The 18,167-nt window shown below is 45.6% G+C and carries 19 protein-coding genes and 1 other annotated feature; of the genes, 3 read left to right on the forward strand and 16 right to left on the reverse strand.

Translation table 11 applies throughout. The features are described from left to right. Positions 1-38: 38 nt before the first annotated feature. The 4 genes from BDD39_RS11700 to pepV all read right to left on the reverse strand — a co-directional run bounded on the left by BDD39_RS11700 (position 39) and on the right by pepV (position 4,248). Positions 39-974, reverse strand: coding sequence for an NERD domain-containing protein (locus BDD39_RS11700; protein WP_166910859.1), 936 nt, complete (start codon positions 972-974; stop codon positions 39-41). Between the two features lie 27 nt (positions 975-1,001). Continuing rightward, complete coding sequence (gene thpR / locus BDD39_RS11705; RefSeq protein WP_166910861.1) at positions 1,002-1,562, reverse strand: RNA 2',3'-cyclic phosphodiesterase; 561 nt, start codon at positions 1,560-1,562, stop codon at positions 1,002-1,004. Continuing rightward, positions 1,559-2,749, reverse strand: a complete 1,191-nt coding sequence (locus BDD39_RS11710) for an MFS transporter (protein ID WP_166910863.1) — start codon at positions 2,747-2,749, stop codon at positions 1,559-1,561. The genes thpR and BDD39_RS11710 overlap by 4 nt, the downstream gene beginning before the upstream one ends. Before the next feature lie 86 nt (positions 2,750-2,835). Further along, complete coding sequence (gene pepV / locus BDD39_RS11715; RefSeq protein WP_166910865.1) at positions 2,836-4,248, reverse strand: dipeptidase PepV; 1,413 nt, start codon at positions 4,246-4,248, stop codon at positions 2,836-2,838. Between the two features lie 261 nt (positions 4,249-4,509). Here pepV and BDD39_RS11720 point away from each other — a divergent pair, with 261 nt between their 5' ends. Further along, positions 4,510-4,731, forward strand: coding sequence for a DeoR family transcriptional regulator (locus tag BDD39_RS11720; protein WP_015864852.1), 222 nt, complete (start codon positions 4,510-4,512; stop codon positions 4,729-4,731). 183 nt (positions 4,732-4,914) lie between these two features. Here the strand turns inward: BDD39_RS11720 and BDD39_RS11725 are convergent, their stop codons facing one another. Continuing rightward, positions 4,915-5,637 carry a pseudouridine synthase gene (locus BDD39_RS11725; protein WP_166910867.1) on the reverse strand — a complete coding sequence of 241 codons (723 nt, stop codon included), beginning with the start codon at positions 5,635-5,637 and terminating at the stop codon, positions 4,915-4,917. Between the two features lie 105 nt (positions 5,638-5,742). On the opposite strand from BDD39_RS11725, the gene BDD39_RS11730 reads away from it, so the two are divergent. Then, a complete protein-coding gene (locus BDD39_RS11730; RefSeq protein ID WP_166910869.1) occupies positions 5,743-5,979 on the forward strand; it encodes a hypothetical protein in 237 nt (78 codons plus the stop codon). A gap of 20 nt (positions 5,980-5,999) precedes the next feature. Here the strand turns inward: BDD39_RS11730 and BDD39_RS11735 are convergent, their stop codons facing one another. Next, positions 6,000-7,628: a putative polysaccharide biosynthesis protein gene (locus BDD39_RS11735; protein WP_166910871.1), complete on the reverse strand. Its 1,629-nt coding sequence runs from the start codon at positions 7,626-7,628 to the stop codon at positions 6,000-6,002. Between the two features lie 123 nt (positions 7,629-7,751). Between BDD39_RS11735 and BDD39_RS11740 the strand changes: the two genes are divergently transcribed. Further along, the gene (locus BDD39_RS11740; protein WP_166912393.1) at positions 7,752-9,026 is read left to right on the forward strand and encodes a BaiN/RdsA family NAD(P)/FAD-dependent oxidoreductase; all 1,275 of its coding nucleotides are present in this window, start codon (positions 7,752-7,754) and stop codon (positions 9,024-9,026) included. Positions 9,027-9,035: 9 nt separating this feature from the next. Here the strand turns inward: BDD39_RS11740 and BDD39_RS11745 are convergent, their stop codons facing one another. The 10 genes from BDD39_RS11745 to BDD39_RS11785 form a co-directional block, all read right to left on the reverse strand. After that, a complete protein-coding gene (locus tag BDD39_RS11745) occupies positions 9,036-9,215 on the reverse strand; it encodes a sporulation protein Cse60 (RefSeq protein WP_166910873.1) in 180 nt (59 codons plus the stop codon). 198 nt (positions 9,216-9,413) lie between these two features. After that, entirely contained in the window at positions 9,414-9,545 is a 132-nt protein-coding gene (locus tag BDD39_RS16615) for a hypothetical protein (RefSeq protein ID WP_279587944.1), read from the reverse strand. An 8-nt stretch (positions 9,546-9,553) separates the two neighbouring features. Further along, positions 9,554-10,540 (reverse strand): XRE family transcriptional regulator, encoded by a 987-nt coding sequence (locus BDD39_RS11750; RefSeq protein WP_208404386.1) that lies wholly within the window; start codon positions 10,538-10,540, stop codon positions 9,554-9,556. Between the two features lie 123 nt (positions 10,541-10,663). Continuing rightward, positions 10,664-12,322: an IS1634 family transposase gene (locus BDD39_RS11755; protein ID WP_015863777.1), complete on the reverse strand. Its 1,659-nt coding sequence runs from the start codon at positions 12,320-12,322 to the stop codon at positions 10,664-10,666. A 39-nt stretch (positions 12,323-12,361) separates the two neighbouring features. Beyond that, positions 12,362-12,721, reverse strand: a complete 360-nt coding sequence (locus BDD39_RS11760) for a helix-turn-helix domain-containing protein (RefSeq protein WP_243846031.1) — start codon at positions 12,719-12,721, stop codon at positions 12,362-12,364. Positions 12,722-13,090: 369 nt separating this feature from the next. After that, positions 13,091-13,405 (reverse strand): rhodanese-like domain-containing protein, encoded by a 315-nt coding sequence (locus BDD39_RS11765; protein WP_166910875.1) that lies wholly within the window; start codon positions 13,403-13,405, stop codon positions 13,091-13,093. A gap of 50 nt (positions 13,406-13,455) precedes the next feature. Further along, positions 13,456-15,873, reverse strand: coding sequence for a leucine--tRNA ligase (leuS, locus tag BDD39_RS11770; protein ID WP_166910877.1), 2,418 nt, complete (start codon positions 15,871-15,873; stop codon positions 13,456-13,458). 72 nt (positions 15,874-15,945) lie between these two features. After that, positions 15,946-16,170, reverse strand: a binding site (T-box leader). Between the two features lie 240 nt (positions 16,171-16,410). Next, the gene (locus tag BDD39_RS11775) at positions 16,411-17,610 is read right to left on the reverse strand and encodes an MDR family MFS transporter (RefSeq protein ID WP_166910879.1); all 1,200 of its coding nucleotides are present in this window, start codon (positions 17,608-17,610) and stop codon (positions 16,411-16,413) included. Between the two features lie 101 nt (positions 17,611-17,711). Then, the gene (locus BDD39_RS11780; protein ID WP_380630376.1) at positions 17,712-17,876 is read right to left on the reverse strand and encodes a glycogen biosynthesis protein GlgD; all 165 of its coding nucleotides are present in this window, start codon (positions 17,874-17,876) and stop codon (positions 17,712-17,714) included. Between the two features lie 14 nt (positions 17,877-17,890). Further along, positions 17,891-18,154, reverse strand: coding sequence for a YtzC family protein (locus BDD39_RS11785; protein WP_166910884.1), 264 nt, complete (start codon positions 18,152-18,154; stop codon positions 17,891-17,893). Positions 18,155-18,167: the final 13 nt, after the last annotated feature.

Here is an 18,167-nt window from a genome sequence, read left to right on the forward strand (position 1 = left end):
CTGTATCCATTTCAACAATAAAAAAGGTGTAATTAGCTTTACACCTTTTCCTCATCCGTATTCCAAGCCGTTCGTATATCGTAATGGCTGTAGCAATGACGCAACAGCGAAGCAGCTGCTTTTAATTGGACATGCTTTAGCGGGAGTGTTAATCCCCTTAACATTGAAAACCAGCGCTCATAATTTCGTTTATCAATGCATTGAACATGGTGAAGCGAAGGATGGCCATCAATATAGCCGTAGCGATTGATCACCGCTTTTTTCACGGGAAAATCGATATCATATTGTTTGTATATACCAACAACAATCTTTTCCATCCGTTGCAGTGAAATGACTGGATTGATTCGCTTCTTTTCCCCTTTTTTCGTCATCTCCGTCCAAAAGCGGTCTGCGGACGCAATGATAATATTATCCGCTTCTCCTTCGACAAAGGTGAGGCACCATGTCGTCGTCGGGCTCAATAACAGGACATCCAATTCGACCGGAGCGCTTTTCACTAAAAATACCGGCTTATATAAGCATAAGTACGTGTCAGGAAAACGCTGCAAAAAATATTTCAATGTTTCTTCATGGTAAAACTTTGGATGTACATTGGATTCATACCAAACGGTAGAACTCGCCCACTTCAGCTGCATATGAAATATGTCTTCTAAAAATAAAACTTTTAGTTCATCGATATTGGCGGCTTCCATTACAATATCGTTCTTATCATCGATCAGAATGTCCGCATCGTCTTCCGATACAGAAGAACGGCGAAACCATTTTTTCACCCGCTCCAACAACGTCGGCTTTTCCACTAACCACTCCCACGTTTCCTCTAGCACAGGGGAAGCATCGTTTTTTCTGCTGGTTTTCCACTGTTCTTTTGTTTGCTCCCACTGTTTTTTCTTTAATCGAATAAATTCAGTCGCATAGTGATACACATCGTTTTCATACCGGGAAATATAGTCTTGCAACTTGATTAATTGACCCACACTTGCCACACTTCCTTTACAAAGAAGTTATTTTCCCAAAAGCGGAAACGAAGCGATTTCCTCGTACTTCGGGGTTCGATCTAAATGTGTTTGGTATAAAACGATGTCGTGAACGGAAAAAGTTGCCGCTATCCTTGGTTTCTGCTTCAGCGCCTCTAGGCGAAACGCCTCATTTCCTTGCCATTTGCGGGCAATGGTAATATGCGGCGTAAACGGCCGCTTATCCAAAGAAAAGCCGATGTCGATGCAAGCCGTATGCACATCGCGTTGCAACGCCCATAGCTTCTCTTCTTTTTCTACCCCCTGCCATAAAATACGCGGCGCTGTCCGATCGCCAAACGTATGTATTTCCGATAACGATAAGGAAAACGGAGCATGGCGCGCCGCCACCTCGATCATCTTTTCCCGCACTTCTTCTACTTTCGTCGCTGGAACATGCCCTAAAAACGCTAATGTAATATGGTAATCTTCTTCGTGCACCCACGTGCGGAATGGAAAGGAGGAAACGATTTGCTCTTTCCATTGGGCAATTTGTTTTTTCACCGCAGCTACAATCGGAACAGCGATAAAATAATGTGTTTGCTTCATCCTTCTTCACCTGCAGAACGATTTTTCTTATTTAGAATATGTATGCCAACTAATGCGAGAATCCCTAAAAATGTACAAATGCTAAAAAATAAATATACGGCCCCGATATGATAATGGTCAAGAATATATCCGCCGATAAAAGTGCAAAACCAGGTGCCCAGTCCGTTTCCGACAGCCGAATAAAGGGATACTGCCGTCGCCCGCACATGCTTTGGGGCGATATCGCGTACATATTGCAACGCCACCGGGATCGACAAACCAACGGACAACCCTTGGACAACCGTCGTCACATATACGAAAACAAGCGGAGGTTCCCAAAAATACAACAACCAGCGTAATCCTGACACTGCCGCAGCAAAGATGAAGAGCGGAATCATGCCAAAGCGGCGGATCAGCCCATCGGTCATTTTCATAAACGGCGCTTCGCTTCCCGCCGCCAGCAAAAACGCAAGTCCAATCCCTGTCAGTGTCCCGACAAGCTGTTTAATGAAGATGCCAAAATAAGAATTATTCGCTAAAATCGGGCCAAAAATGAGAAACGTAGCGAGCATCAAGAGCAAAAAGCGGGGGATGGCAAGCAGCTGTCTGACTCCGCGAAGCGTTCCCGCATTTACCGCCTGGCTCTGTTTTGGAAGCCGCCAAGCAAGAAAAGCGGCTACTATTAGCATAAACGAAAACAAATAAAAAATCACAACAAAGACAAAATGATCAGATAGCCAGCCGCCAATGAATACAGCGGCGGCAAAGCCGATCGATCCCCATAAACGGATGGATCCGTAACTGCCGCCGTCCTGCTGCACATAATGAAGGGCAATGCTATCGGAAATCGGAACGATGGCGCTTTGCACGGACGCGAGCAATGCAGCAATCACAATAAGCCAGCGATAGTCTTCTGCGAAGGAATAAGCAAATCCGATCAATGCGGTGGCCAATAACGCGACCGTTAGGATAAAAACCGGCTTGCGTGTATAATCGGTAATCATTCCCCAGAGCGGCTGGATAAAAATCATCGTTACCGGACTAATCGACATAATGGCGCCGATTTCCGTCCCGGAAAGCCCTACTTCTTCTTGTAAATAGACAGACAAAAGCGGAAATAATGCCCCAAACGCAAAAAATATAAGGAAATAAAAAAGCGGAAACAACATCTTTCCAGTTGATGCACCACGTTTTAACGTTACCTCCATGTTGCCTCTCCCATCCTTTCATGAAAAAGCACCGCTCAAAAAAAGAGCGGTACGTATTCTTCTTACTTTTCTGTAATATAGGCTTTTCATTTTGCCAATTCATAAATAGCCTGTGCATAAATCGCCGTTGCTTTCAGCAAATCATCAATGATGATATATTCATCTTTTTGGTGTGCGACGTCTGGCCGGCCTGGGAACAGCGGACCAAACGCGACTCCCGCTTTTAAAGAACGGGCATAGGTACCGCCGCCAATGGAAAGCAATGTAGCATGTTCACCAGTTTGTTCTTCATACACGCGTTGCAGCGTCCGTACAAGCTCATGGTTTTGCTCCACGTAATGCGGTTTCGAGTCGCTGAAATGCGCGATCGTAAAACCGTGCTGCTCGGCAACGGATTTTAGTTTTTGCTTTGTTTGTTCTATTTCATTTGTAACCGGATAGCGGATGTTTAAACCAATTTTCGCACCGCCTTGCCCCTCATACGACAAAATGCCGACGTTCACCGTTAAATCACCAGTAATCTCATCGCGGTAGGCAATACCTAGCTTGTTTCCACGCGAATCGGCAAAGAAATAGTCGATCACAAAACGGATAAATGACGCTGCCGGCGCATCCAGCTCGACACTCGAAAGCCATTTCGCCAGCCATAAGCCGGCGTTTTTCCCATTTTCCGGCTCCATCGCATGGGCGGAAATTCCTTCTAGTTGAAAAGTGATGGTATTCTCTTCTACCGCCGCCTCCCCTTTCATATCGGCTTCTTGCAGAAAACGGCGATATTGCTGTATCATTCGTTCTTTTTGCTCTTTTGTCACCTTTAGCACCGCCTTGGCAAAATCGGGAACCATATTGTAACGGCGGCCGGCGTGAAATGACACAAGCTGAATTCCGCCTTGTTCACTCGTTTCGGTAAACATCTGACGCAAATCGAGGTCGACAATTCCTTTTTCTGCATAAATAATCGGGAAATCCGCATCAGGAGCAAATCCCATCGTCGGCATTTCTTCATGCTTGAAATAATGGTCGACGCAGCGCCAGTTGCTTTCTTCATCTGTCCCGATAATCATGCGCACCCGTTTTTTGAGCGGCAACCCGAGCTCTTTCACAATTTTCATCGCATAAAACGCAGCCATCGTCGGTCCTTTATCATCGATAGCGCCGCGCGCGTATATTTTCCCATCGCGAATTTCCGCCGCAAACGGATCACTTGACCAACCGTCCCCGGGCGGCACGACATCGACATGGCATAATATGCCGATGAGCTCATCGCCTTGTCCCATTTCTAAATGTCCAGCCAGGCCATCGAGATTTTTGGCTGTAAATCCTTCTTCCTGACCGCGCCGCAATAAAAACTGCAAAGCCTCGTACACCGCACGTCCAAGCGGTGCCTCCGCTGTAGCATCCTCTTCGTCCAGAACGCTCGGAATGCGCAAAAGCGCCTGCGTATCTTGAATCAGCTCCTCTTTCCGCTTTAATACTTCTTCCATCCAGTTAATGCCCACACCCATTCTTCCTTTCTTTTTCATTGCTCTTTGTTGTCAACGTAACACAAACTCATGATGAAAGTCAAAGTTTTCTTTTTTTTGCACCGATATTACAGTTTCTTCACAAAGTATTTAAATATTTTGTTAATATTGGCGAATCGGTAGCATTTTTCATCTATTTTCGTGTAAAATGATAGTAAAAGGCAACAAGATATAATCTCTCATCTTGGAAATAGCGTGTTGTACCATGCGAATTATGCAAAGATAGGGAGTGGTCTTTTGAAACCTTCAACACATCGTATGCTAACACGGATTAAATCGGTGTACATGTACATTAGCGAGAAGGGAACCGTAACGACACAGGAGCTTGTTGATGAGTTTGGCACTACCCCAAGAACGATTCAACGTGATTTAAACGTGTTAGCGTATAACGACTTAGTTCGCAGCCCTAGCAAAGGCAAATGGACGACAACCAATAAGAAGGTGCGCATATCTTCTTAATGGGTGCAGAGAAAAGAGAAAGGTGAGAGGTTATAGCGAGATAACAATTAGCCTCAACATGCCAAAAAAGAATGTTGATTAGTTTGCATATAAAAAGGAACCTAACCACGGTTCCTTTTTTTTCGCTTTAAACATTTTCCCGTAAAGCCTTCGGCCTCTAAATGGAATGAAGGTGAAAGAGGTTCATGGACGAAAATTCTTTAACTTTTCCACCTCTTCATCGGTTAATTCGCGATATTCCCCAACCTGTAACGATGGATCAAGAACAAGAGGCCCCATTTGAATCCGTTTTAAATAAATGACTCTTTTACCGACTGCCTGAAACATCCGCTTCACTTGGTGAAACTTTCCTTCTGTAATCGTTACCTCTACATCGGAGCGCAGCCCCGATTTTAAAATCACCAGTTCGGCCGGTTTCGTTTCGTAACCGTCATCTAGCACAACGCCGCGGCGAAATACCGCTACATCTTTTTCCGTTACTTCACCGTCAATGACGGCAAAATACGTTTTTGGCACATGTTTTTTTGGCGAAAGCAGCTGATGTGCTAATTGGCCGTCATTCGTTAACAATAAAAGCCCTTCCGTATCTTTATCCAATCGCCCAACTGGAAATGGCGAAAACACGCGGTCTTCCTCTTCTAGCAAGTCAACGACCGTTTCTTCCAACACATCTTCCGTCGCCGAAATGACTCCCGGCGGTTTGTTCATCATCAGATAAATAAATTCCTTATACTCGACTTCTTCCCCCCATACCGTCACTACTTGTTCACCTGGATTGACTTGTGTTTTCGGATCTTTGACAGGCATACCATCAATTTTTACAACGCCTGATTTTAATAATTTTTTTACTTCTTTCCTTGTTCCATATCCCATGTTGGCCAGCATTTTATCAATACGCAGCCCCAATGTTTTCACCACCTTAAAAAAATTGATTCAATTAGGCGTTTGTCTAGTCCGTACTTGACCTATTCCCATACACTGTAAAAGAAAAAACAGAAAGGAGATTTGCTGATGAATTATTATCTGACAAACGATTATCGTCAACAGCCTACTCAACCTTATGGTCCTGGTTTTCCAGGCACTCCAGGAGGGTTCCCAGGAGGTTTTCCGGGAGGTTTCGGAAACATTCAGCAACAATTGAATCAGATCGAACGGACGTTAGAGCGCCATACCGATCGTCTCAATCGTCTTAACCGTCGCTTGCAACGCGTTGAGCGCCGGCTTGGGCTTCCTTTTGAAGAATTTTAATCTTTTAGAAAAGAAGGCGGCTAAGAGACCGCCTTCTTTTCCTTTCTACGTTGCAAAAATGCAAACCGATTTCCAAATAGCGAAGCAAGCAATCCAGACCGGTCGCTGAAAAAGAAATACACCCCCGCGCCGACAAGCCCGCTAATTGCGACGATCACGATGGATTTCACTGTTCCGCCATGATAATGAAGCATCGATTTCAAAAGCAGCTGTACAATTGCAACAAATACGGACATCAGCGCCGTTAATATTCCAATAAAAATGATGCGGCGTATGACAAACTGATATCGGTAGTTTGTGTATTTTTTAATAATCCATAAATTAAATACAACGGAAACAAAATAACCAGACATCGTCGCCAGTATCGCACCAATCGTCGCAAATTTTGTAATAAGAAACGTATTGAGCAAAAGTTTCACGGAAAGTCCCAACGTTAAGCTGACAGCTGAAAAGCGTTGCTGATTAATGCCTTGCAGCATCGCCGCTGTCACGGAAAACAATGCAAACAAAATGGCAGTTGGCGCATACCAACGCAACACTTGCTCTCCAAGCGGATCATGGCTGTAAAACGCGGTATATACCGGTTCAGCAAGAAGCGCCATGCCAACAACCGCAGGCAATGTTAAAAACATTAATACTTGAAACGTTTGGTTTAAATATTTTCGCAATGATTTCTGGTCTCTTTCTACATACGCCTTTGTAATGGTCGGAATTAGCGTCAAACTAAATGATGTCGCCAGCGTTACAGGAATAATGACAATTTTCTGCGCCCACATATTAAAAATGGAATAAGCATGCTCAGACATTTTTCCAAGTCCTATGCTCGCCATCGCATGGTTAAATGTAAACTGGTCAATTAACTGGTAAAGCGGCATAGCTAGTCCAACAAAAACGAACGGTGCTGCATACAGCAATAATTCTTTGTACATTTCTTTCAAAGAAAGCGTAACTTGTCCACGATCTCTCTCTAATAAATCATCCAGATAATCTTTTCGCTTCCACCAATACCAAATGAGAATAGCGAGCCCACCGAGCGCGCCGACAAAAGCGGCAAATGTTGCCACGCTGACAGCAGTAACGAGAGATCCTTTCAATACACGCAACACAATGTAACAACCGATCAGCAAAAAGGCGATTCGGACAATTTGTTCGATCACTTGTGATAGAGCTGTCGGCCCCATCGATTCATGCCCTTGGAAAAAACCGCGAATTAAACTCATGACAGGAACGATAATAAGCGCAAAACTCACTGCGCGAATAACGGTTACGACGTCATTGATAGAATTGACATTCGCTCGTTCATCAATAACAAACGGAGCAAGCCATGGGGCAATGGTATATAAAACAACACAAGCAACGATGCCGGTAACCATCATTAATCGTAATCCCGACCGAAATAGCACATAACCGATACGATACTCTCCCAACGCATTATATTTGGACACAAACTTGGAAACCGCCAATGGCAGTCCTCCTGTAGCGAAACTGATGAAAATTTGATACGGCACATATCCATACCCGTAAAGCGCGCCGCCTTGTTCCCCTACAAGATGATAAAATGGGATTACGTAAATTAAACCGAGAACGCGTGACAGCATGACACCAACTGTAAGAATAAACGTCCCACGTAATAATTTCGAAGTAGACATACGATCCCTTCCCTAACTTGATGACATTGAAAATGGTAACTACAGTATTTTATCATATCTTTGATAAAGTCAAGAAATTTCCCCCGCTCCATTATAATCTAGAAGGAAAGGATAGTGAAGAAAATGACATATGAAATTATTGTCATCGGGGGAGGGCCATCGGGATTAATGGCGGCAATTGGTGCTGCGGAACAGGGCGCAAAAGTGCTTCTTGTTGAAAAAGGGAACAAGCTTGGGCGGAAACTTGCCATTTCCGGCGGCGGACGATGCAACGTTACCAACCGTCTTCCGGTTGATGAAATCATTAAGCATATCCCCGGAAATGGCCGCTTTTTGTACAGCGCGTTTTCTGAATTTAATAATGAAGATATTATCCGCTTTTTTGAACGGTTGGGCGTGCAATTGAAAGAAGAGGACCACGGCCGCATGTTTCCGGTAACCGATAATGCGCAGTCTGTTGTACAAGCGTTAGTGAACGAGTTAAGACGGCTGCATGTTGATGTTCGGCTCAGCACACCAGTTGCCGATGTCGAATACGAGCATGGAAAAACGATAGGCGTAACGCTAAAAACTGGCGAATTTATTGGTGCGAAAGCAATCGTGGTCGCAGTGGGCGGCAAATCGGTTCCACAGACCGGTTCCACCGGGGACGGCTACGCTTGGGCGGAAAAAGCAGGGCATACGATTACCGAACTGTTTCCAACCGAAGTACCGATTACATCCAAAGAACCGTTTATTCAGGAACGGGTTTTGCAAGGCTTATCGCTGCGCGATGTTGCTTTAAGCGTTCTGAAACCAAACGGAAAACCGATCATTACCCATCGAATGGACATGCTGTTCACCCATTTCGGCATTTCTGGCCCCGCCGCCCTTCGCTGCAGCCAATTTGTCGTTAAAGCACTAAAAAAATACGGAACAAACTCCGTCACAATGAGCATTGACGCGCTTCCCGACCAAAATAAGGAAGAACTGTTTCAGCAACTTGCTAACGCGTGCAAAGCGGAACCAAAGAAGGCAATAAAAAATGTCGTCAAAGGCTTGCTTCCGGAGCGATATGTCTTATTTTTGCTAGAACAAAGCGGCATCGATCCGCAGACACCGGCTGGAACGGTATCACACGAGGCGATTCGGACATTTGTCCATCATTGTAAACAGTTTACATTCCACGTTCACGGCACATTGCCGCTAGAAAAAGCGTTTGTCACCGGCGGAGGCGTTTCGGTGAAAGAAATTCATCCAAAAACAATGGCCTCCAAACGGATGGAAGGACTCTATTTTTGCGGGGAAATTTTAGACATTCACGGCTATACAGGCGGTTATAACATCACGGCGGCGCTGGTGACCGGCAGGCTCGCCGGCGTCAACGCGGCAGCATACGCCACCTCCTGCCGGACCTAACGAGCAGCGTTAGGTCCGGTAAATAATCATTGCAGAAAAGCAATAAATTTGCTCCCCTTCCGATTCCATCACCGCCACGCTGTATTTAACGTCGATTAACTGTCCATCTTTTAATCGCGATAAAAAATCGTTCACTGCTGTTTCCAAATCTTTCTCATGTTCCTTATCAAATACTTTGACTTTGTACATTTTGCTTCTCCTCTCCCAGCTCTTTTCTTTCATTCATCATTTTCACCGGCTATTGTGTGAATTCCTTTATTTTTAGAAAGCAACAAATAAAAGATATTTTTCTTATTTTCTTCAAACAAACCCCATTTCCTTATGAGAAATAATACTTATCTAAAATAAAAATCAGCTGGCGACATTTGTGCCAGCTGATTTTTATTATTATTCTACAATCACGGTTGGCGGTGGAAACTGGTCTTTGGCAACTTCTTTCGTCTCTTGGTCATGGCCAATAAGAACAAGCGCCCCTAATACCACCACCGACAATACGCTAACAATCACTTTTTTCAACATAATTCCTCCTATATATGAATAATTTTTTTTAAAAACTCATAGCTCATTTTATAGTATTTGCTTGCTAGCTTATACTTGCGACACCGTTCGTAGTAGTCCGCTAAATATTCAGCATATTGTGCCACGTCTTCATATTTTTTATGTTTTTGAAAATAAGGGAGAACCTCATTTTTCATAAACATTTCAAAGTCTCGCTCAGAAACGTTATTCGACAATAAATATTGATAGACAGTAAAATGAAAGTAATATTCAGATGAAGTATAGTCGGAATGCTGTCTCAAAAGCTGTAAGCTTTCTTCCACAATTGCCAGTGCCTTGCGATAATTTTGCGAACTATAGTATTCTTTGATGAGGGAAAACAAGGTGATAAAACGATCTGCAAGCATAGCTTGTCTTTTATATACTAAACTATTTTCATAGTGTTGAATTGCTTCCCGATGCTCCTTCATCATCGATTTTAAATATCCTAAATTATGCTCAATAATGCCCAGCAGTTCAATATCGTTGACCATTTGCGCCGCCTTTTGCGCAAGGGAGTAATATTCGATCGCTTTGTCCACCTCGCCATACCTTCGATAGCAAATTCCTAGCAGCACATGACATTCCGCGCTTCGCTTTAAGTTATAATCTGCTTGGTAAATGGCTAGCGCGCGCTGCACATAGTTGATGCAGCCTAACATTTTCCATAACCGACTGTATGCAAGCGCTAATAAATAATACAGATCCGCTTCTTCCCACTTTGGAAACGATTGAAGCCGAAACAGCTCCTCTGCCTTTTTATAATATTCGAGCGCTTCTTCATATTTTTCTATGCAATAATATAAAAGCCCGGCAAATTTGTAATAGTAGTATTTCATTTCATGGTCAAATGTATTGTACAATTCACGAATCTGCATCATCGCAGCTTCGGTGGCGGAAATATTTTTTATGAACAAATAATAGCGCATCTCCATTAGCAGAAAATAGGTATTTGCTTCCGCATCGTTAAAACTCACATTTCGCACCCTAACAAGGTCAAAACAAAGGATTTTTTATTTAGTTTTTCAGAATAACTTTTTGACCAACACAACGAGCGATGGCAATCCTTTTTTTACCATCGCTGGTCGTTCCGTATCACGTTACACGTAGATGCTCTCATCCATGCCCAATCCCTGCAGAATCCTTCGCTGATCAGGGGTAAGGGAGCGATCCAGTGAGCGTTGGATGCGCCCATCCGGCAGCTTGAACAGGACGACGTTCACATATTGAAACAGCTGAAAAATCGCCTGTCCCGTCGGCCGGGTCAGCTTGCGGCCTCCAGGACCCTTCAACGGGTGTTCTGGAGTAATAAACTGACGCACTCGGCGCTGAAAAACGCGGTAAATAGCCAAGGCCAACAGAAACAAATAGCCTAATACTGCGACCCGTTCTGGTTTTTTGACGTAAATCTCATCCGTGAAAAACGGATCTTTCAAAAAAGCGAAGTTCATTTCCACCGAGATCTGCCCTTTATACAGCTTCAAGATCTCTTGGGCATCCATGGGTTGGCCCTTCCATTCCTTCGGAACGGTCGTGACAAGGACAAACCGGGACGCTTTCCGTCTCGCCTGTTCCCACGCGTCTTGGTCGAATTCGACGTCAAGGTGCAAGAAATACAGCGTCTCCACCTCGGGTTCCGCCCCTTTTTTCGGCCGTCCGCGCCGTTTTTTCAGGCGTACGATCTCTTCGACCGCGGCCTCAACCCGATGAAACCGGGGGCGAAGGGACGCCTTGAGGGACGCCAAGGCTTGTTCGGCATCTTCCCGGCAGGAGAAGGGGTGACGCTCCCAACGGGCTTGTTCCTCGCGAAGAAGCTCCGCTTCTTTGGTTCGTTCTTTTTCAAGCGTCTTTCCTTTTCGCTGGTCGAGCGCGCTCGATTCAACAACGATCAGCCGAACGGGGTGGCCTTCATACGTCGAGGCCGTTTCCCATACCCGGTACGTGGCGCCGTTTCTCTCCGCCAACGTAAAGGGATCGCTCCACGTCGTGTCCTCAGCATCCGCTTCGGCCAGCGCGGTTTTCACGATCCGGAGCGACGAAGGGCCTCTGGTGATCAAAAAGGCGTTGGCCGCTTTGGTTTGCGCCAGGGTCTCTTTCGTCATCGCGGCGGAATCGGCCACGTAAATCCATTCGTCTTCGATTTTGGCCTGCTTCAGCTGTTCATGGACACGAGACAGCACCTCGGGATTCCATGTTTTATCGGGCAGGTTGCCATCGTGCACATCGCCGTAAAACGGGATGCCGTCCTCGTTGCCGACCAGTCCGAAACCGATCTGTTTTTGCCAACGATGATGGCGGTTGTAGCCATGTGTGATTTGTAAGGCCTCTAACGAGGCCGATTCATACGCGCCGTAAACGGTCTTGTCCGTCGTATCGGCGTGGAAGGCTCGGAGGGAAAGGCCTTCTTTTCGATAAATATGAATCAAGCAAGTGCTGATGACGTTGTGAATGCCAGCCTCATACAGGCGATCGAGATGACGGGCCAACGCATCGTCGTTCAACCAGGAAGGATGGAGATCGGGACGGATGAGTTTCTCACAATCGACCTCCTGAGCCCAATGTTCCAAGTGAACAAGGGCTTGCCGGCCGTCAAACACATTGTAGAGGATGGCCTGAACGGCATCGCTGACTCGCGTTTGGCACTGCGGATCGACGGGCACGAGATGGTCAATCAATTGAGGCAGACCCAGTTTCTTGAATAGGGCACTTATTATATTCAAATAAGAATTGCGATAGACCTTTTTGACTTGAACGTTCATAAGTGAAAAACTCCTTTACGTTCCTTGTGTGTCAAGGATTCATTCGACATCGGAACGAAAAAATCCTCCCGATTTTCGTCGAGAGGGTGCGAAATGTGAGTTAAAATACTCTATCATTTTCTTTAGGTTTTCATACATTTCCACTGCTTTCCATTCATTTTTATCCGTTATTGCCTTATGCCATAACATCATTTGCTTCATCAGTTCATTCATCCGTTCGTTAAATAAGTTGTCAATCCCAAGCCGCTGATAAAGCAAATGCAGCACTTCTTCACTCGGCGTTACCTGGTTGTTTTCAATTTTCGACAAATACGATACGGAAATAATTCCTTCCGCCACTTCCTCTTGAGTCATTTCTTTTTTGAGACGGGTGAGTTTTAAGCGATCGCCAATCTTCAATAAATATCTACCCCTTTATCTATTAGTCTGAATAGTTTAAATTTAATGAAAATTATACAATATTTTTGTCAGATTGGGAAGTAGCTAATAGTGCTAAAGGGATAGAAAAAAAAGACGTCATCGCTTTTATATCTTTTATTATACTAAATAATGCTCTTTCGTTTATTGAGAAAATCAACGGGTTACAAGTGCAATAATTCTATGTTTCCATATTTCATTTGGGAAAATATCGCCGTGTTGACGAAAAACGAGTTGCAAAAATGGCACCATCTTGAAAAAAAAACGCTCGGTCATTTTTCGTCAAGAAACAACCGAACGTTAAAAAAGTACTAGGATGATTTTCTGATGTCAACCACCTAAAACAATAGGCTATTTTTTCGGCACCGTATCTCCTTCCCATTCAAGCATCCCGCCGACCATATTGCGGACGCGATATCCTAGTTCCTGTAAATAATAGCAAACATTTTCGCTGCGCCGGCCGGAGCGGCAGACGAAAATATACTCTTCTTCTTTATTGAATTCATCGAGCCGGCTTGGAATTTCCCCCATTTTGATATGCTTGGCGCCAGGAATCATGCCGAGCGCGACCTCCTCATCTTCGCGCACGTCGACAATGTTTAGCTTCTCCCCGCGTTCGAGCTTTTCTTTTACTTCCGCCGCGGTGATTTCTTTAATTTCGTTCATCACGTCGTCTCCTTTCTATCATATGCCCCTCGCAAAGGAGGGGCGCTATATTAGTTCGCTACGATATTCACCAGTTTTCCAGGAACGGTAATGACTTTGCGCACCGTTTTGCCGGCAAGATGTTCTTGCACTTTTTCTTCTTGCAGCGCGATTTGTTCGAGTTCGTCTTTCGACAAATCCGCGCGCACATGCAGTTTTGCTCTTACTTTTCCATTCACTTGGATGACGATTTCGACTTCCTCTTCCACCAGTTTCGATTCGTCGTACGTTGGCCATGGCTCGTACGCAATCGTGTCGTTATGGCCAAGTTTTTGCCATAATTCTTCCCCAATATGCGGGCAAACCGGCGATAATAGTTTCACAAATCCTTCCATATAGGCTTTTGGCAGTTGCGGCGCTTTATATGCTTCGTTAATAAACACCATCAGTTGCGAAATCGCTGTATTAAAGCGAAGCGCTTCATAATCTTCGGTTACTTTTTTCACCGTTTGATGGTATACGCGCTCAAGTGTATCCGTTTCCGGATTGTCGACGATTTTCGGGTTCAACTCGCCATTTTCTTCGACAAACAAGCGCCAGACGCGGTCCAAGAAGCGGCGCGCTCCGTCCAGCCCTTTTGTCGACCAGGCGATCGACGCTTCGAGCGGTCCCATAAACATCTCGTATAACCGCAGCGTATCAGCGCCGTGGCTTTCGACAATATCGTCCGGGTTGACGACATTTCCTCTTGATTTGCTCATTTTTTCATTATTTTCCCCAAGAATCATGCCTTGGTTAAACAGTTTTTGGAACGGCTCTTTTGTCGGCACGACGCCGATGTCGTATAAAAATTTATGCCAGAAACGCGCGTACAATAAGTGAAGTACAGCATGCTCCGCCCCGCCGATATAGACATCGACCGGCAGCCATTTTTTCAATTTTTCCGGATCGGCGAGCTGCTTGTCATTGTGCGGATCGATGTAGCGCAAATAATACCAGCAGCTTCCGGCCCATTGCGGCATTGTATTCGTTTCGCGGCGTCCTTTTTTTCCTGTTTTCGGATCGACGACGTTCACCCATTCTTCAATGTTGGCAAGTGGCGACTCTCCCGTGCCGGATGGTTTAATTTGATCGGTTTTTGGCAGCTTTAATGGCAGTTCTTCTTCCGGCACCGGCGTCATCGTTCCATCTTCCCAGTGGATGATCGGGATCGGTTCGCCCCAGTAGCGTTGGCGGCTGAACAGCCAGTCGCGGAGGCGGTATGTGACTTTCTTTTGTCCTTTTCCATTGGCTTCTAGCCATTCAATCATTTTCTTAATCGCTTCTTCTTTGTTTAGACCGTTTAAGAAATCGGAGTTAATATGCTCGCCGTCGCCAGTATACGCTTCTTTCGTAATATTGCCGCCGGCGACCACTTCTTTGATTGGCAAATTAAATTTTTCCGCAAATTCATAGTCGCGCTCATCGTGTGCCGGCACGGCCATAATTGCGCCAGTGCCGTAGCTCATCAGCACGTAGTCGGCAATCCAAATCGGCAGCTTCTCGCCAGTGACTGGGTGAATCGCGTATGCGCCGGTGAATACCCCTGTTTTTTCTTTCGCCAAATCGGTGCGCTCGAGGTCGCTTTTGCTTTTAATCGCATCTAAATACGCTTCCACTGCCTCTTTTTGCTCTGGAGTCGTAATTTTTTCGACAAGCGGATGTTCAGGTGCCAACACGGTATATGTCGCACCAAACAGCGTATCTGGGCGCGTCGTAAAGACAGTGAATGTTTCATCGTGGCCATCGACTTCAAAACGGATTTCCGCGCCTTCTGAGCGGCCAATCCAGTTACGCTGCATTTCTTTAATGCTTTCCGGCCAATCTAACTCTTCCAAGTCTTCAAGCAAACGGTCCGCGTAGGCGGTAATGCGGAGCATCCATTGCCGCATCGGCTTGCGGATCACCGGGTGGCCGCCGCGTTCACTTCTGCCATTAATGACTTCTTCATTAGCAAGCACCGTGCCTAACGCCGGGCACCAGTTGACCGGGACCTCATCCATATAAGCTAATCCTTTTTCATACAGCTTTAAGAAAATCCATTGCGTCCATTTGTAGTAATTCGGATCGGTCGTGTTGATTTCCCGGTCCCAGTCATACGAAAACCCTAGCGATTTAATTTGGCGCCGGAACGTATTAATGTTTTTCTCGGTAAACTCCGCCGGGTCGTTTCCGGTATCAAGCGCGTATTGCTCCGCCGGCAATCCGAAGGCGTCCCATCCCATCGGATGAAGCACGTTATAGCCTTGCATCCGCTTCATGCGCGCCAAAATATCGGTGGCGGTGTAGCCTTCCGGATGGCCGACGTGCAACCCTGCTCCCGACGGATACGGGAACATATCCAATACGTAAAATTTCGGTTTGTCGTCGTCATCAACCGTTTTAAACGTTTTATTTTTTTCCCAATAATCCTGCCATTTTTTCTCTATTTCTCGATGGTTGAAGCTCATTTGCCTTTCCTCCTATCTTTTTTTCTAGTAAACATTGTTAACAAAAGCGAGAATAAAAAAACCTCCCATCCCAAAAGGGACGAGAGGTGCCATTCCCGCGGTACCACCCTTATTAGCATGCAAAACCGCATGCTCACTTTCATCATTAACGCAGATTCACGGCGGACATTACGAGGCAAAAGCCGCTCATGCCCGCAACTCCGAGGCGAGTTCGTGAACAAACTTCGGTTGACTCGCACCGACCGTCAACTCTCTGTCGCCCATTTGTTCACTACTACTCCTCTTCACCGTTATTGGCCAATATTGTTGATGTATAATATTTTAAAAAATTTGTCGGTTTATTGCAAGTAGGGAAAAATGGAGCTTATATGCTATATATGCCGTTCATATCCACGCGTGACTGTGTTATTTATCTATTTTTATACCACATTTTCCGCGGATTTAGCTCATAGATGCCGTCTTCGCAATTACATATAGTTCGCGGCGAATGGTTGCGCAATCCTCATGGAATTTAAAAAAATGGAGTAGAAAACATGTCTACCCCACTATAACCGTTTGTTTCTCCTTGTTTTGCTTCTTCGGCAAGTTCCGATCATAGAAGAACGTCGTGACAAGCGAAAGTGTGGAAAAGAAAACAAGCGCGGCAAACAGCGATTTCATGCCTACACAATCAGCAATAAAGCCGCCTAGCACGGGTCCGATCATTCGTCCTGCCGTAGCCGTGCTGTTGACAAATCCTTGGTAAAAACCGCCTTTGCCCGGCGGCGCAAGCTCGCTTGCCACCGTCGGAATCGCTGGCCAGACGATCATCTCCGCTATTGTCAAAACGACCATCGCGACGGCAAATTCCACGAATGAATCCGCGCCGTTTAATAAGGCAAAGGAAACGACAAAAATCGCAAACCCGACCAGCATTTGCCGCTTGATATAAGGCATCCAGCGCCGGATCGCGGCTGACAAGAGCGGCTGCGCCAATACAATCAGCGCGCCGTTGATCGTCCAAAGGAGACTATATTTCCGTAGCGGAATATGAAGGGCCTGCGTATAAGCGGCAATCGTCGTCGACCATTGCACATAGCTGATCCAGCATAAAAAATAGCCGATACAAAGCGTCACTAGCGCGTACCAATTGGCGCGCGCCTCTACTTTTACCGCTTCCGCCGCTGCAGCCTGTGGTTTTGCCGCTTTGGCGACGTGGACATGACGGAGCCCAAATACAATAAGCAAGAAAAAGGAAATATATAGCAATAAATTGGCCAAGAAAATAAGCGTAAACGAATATGACGCAACTACGCCGCCAAGCGCCGAGCCAACCGCCACACCGATGTTTTGCGCGACATACAGCCTGTTAAACGCTCGTCTTCCACCCTCCGGCCAAATCGCCCCCGCATACGCAGCCGCTACTGGGAATACAATTCCGCTTCCCATCCCGATGATCGTTAAAAAGATGGCATAATGCGGCCATCCGTGAAAGAAAACAAGGCCAACGAGCGCAGCCATCGTCGCGACAATTCCGATCATCATCGACTTAAAACCGCCAATTTTATCAAACAATAGCCCTCCGGCTAAGTTTCCAACCACGCTTGCCCCGGAATTGAGCATGAGCACCATTCCAGCGACAGAGAGTGACTTGCCAAGCTGCTCATGAACGTAAATCGTATTCATCGGCCACAAAAAAGAAGCCCCTGTCACGTTCATGGCCATGCCTACCATTAATATCCAAAGCTCACGGGGCATATGTGCATCCTCCTTCGATATTTCGAGTGCCAAAATAATTGTATGGATTTTATGAAATAAAAGCAATAAAAAATAAGCTTGCCGGCGATTCGACAAGCTTTTTATTCTTCGATATGCTGCTTCGATTTTTGCGGCTGCCCGCCCGTTTGTTCATACGCTTTTTTCGCCTGCTTTACCGGATCGAAATCTTTGCCGAGCTCGAGATCGTTATGATGAATTCCGTTTCTCGTTTTTTGTTCCGGATTGTTTTGTTTCGACTTTTTCACGACATACACTCCCTTTAACGATCAAGTAAAATCATTTGATTTTGCAGTTGCTCAAGCTGCAGGCGCATCCGATGCAATTGTTCGCGTTGCTGGGCGTTGCAGCTGCGCGCTAAATGTGCCAAATCATTGACGGCGCTCTCCAGCATTTGCTGCGCCTCTGTATATTCCGTTATGTTATAATGCTCTTGCTTTTGTGATTCCGTGTATTGCTCTTTCGCATAACGAATGACATCTTCGCAATGCTGTAAAAATTCTTCGACCGATTGCCGCGTTGCCATTTATTTTCCCTCC

Origin of the sequence: Saccharococcus thermophilus (assembly GCF_011761475.1) — a bacterium.
GTDB classification, from domain to species: Bacteria; Bacillota; Bacilli; order Bacillales; family Anoxybacillaceae; genus Saccharococcus; species Saccharococcus thermophilus.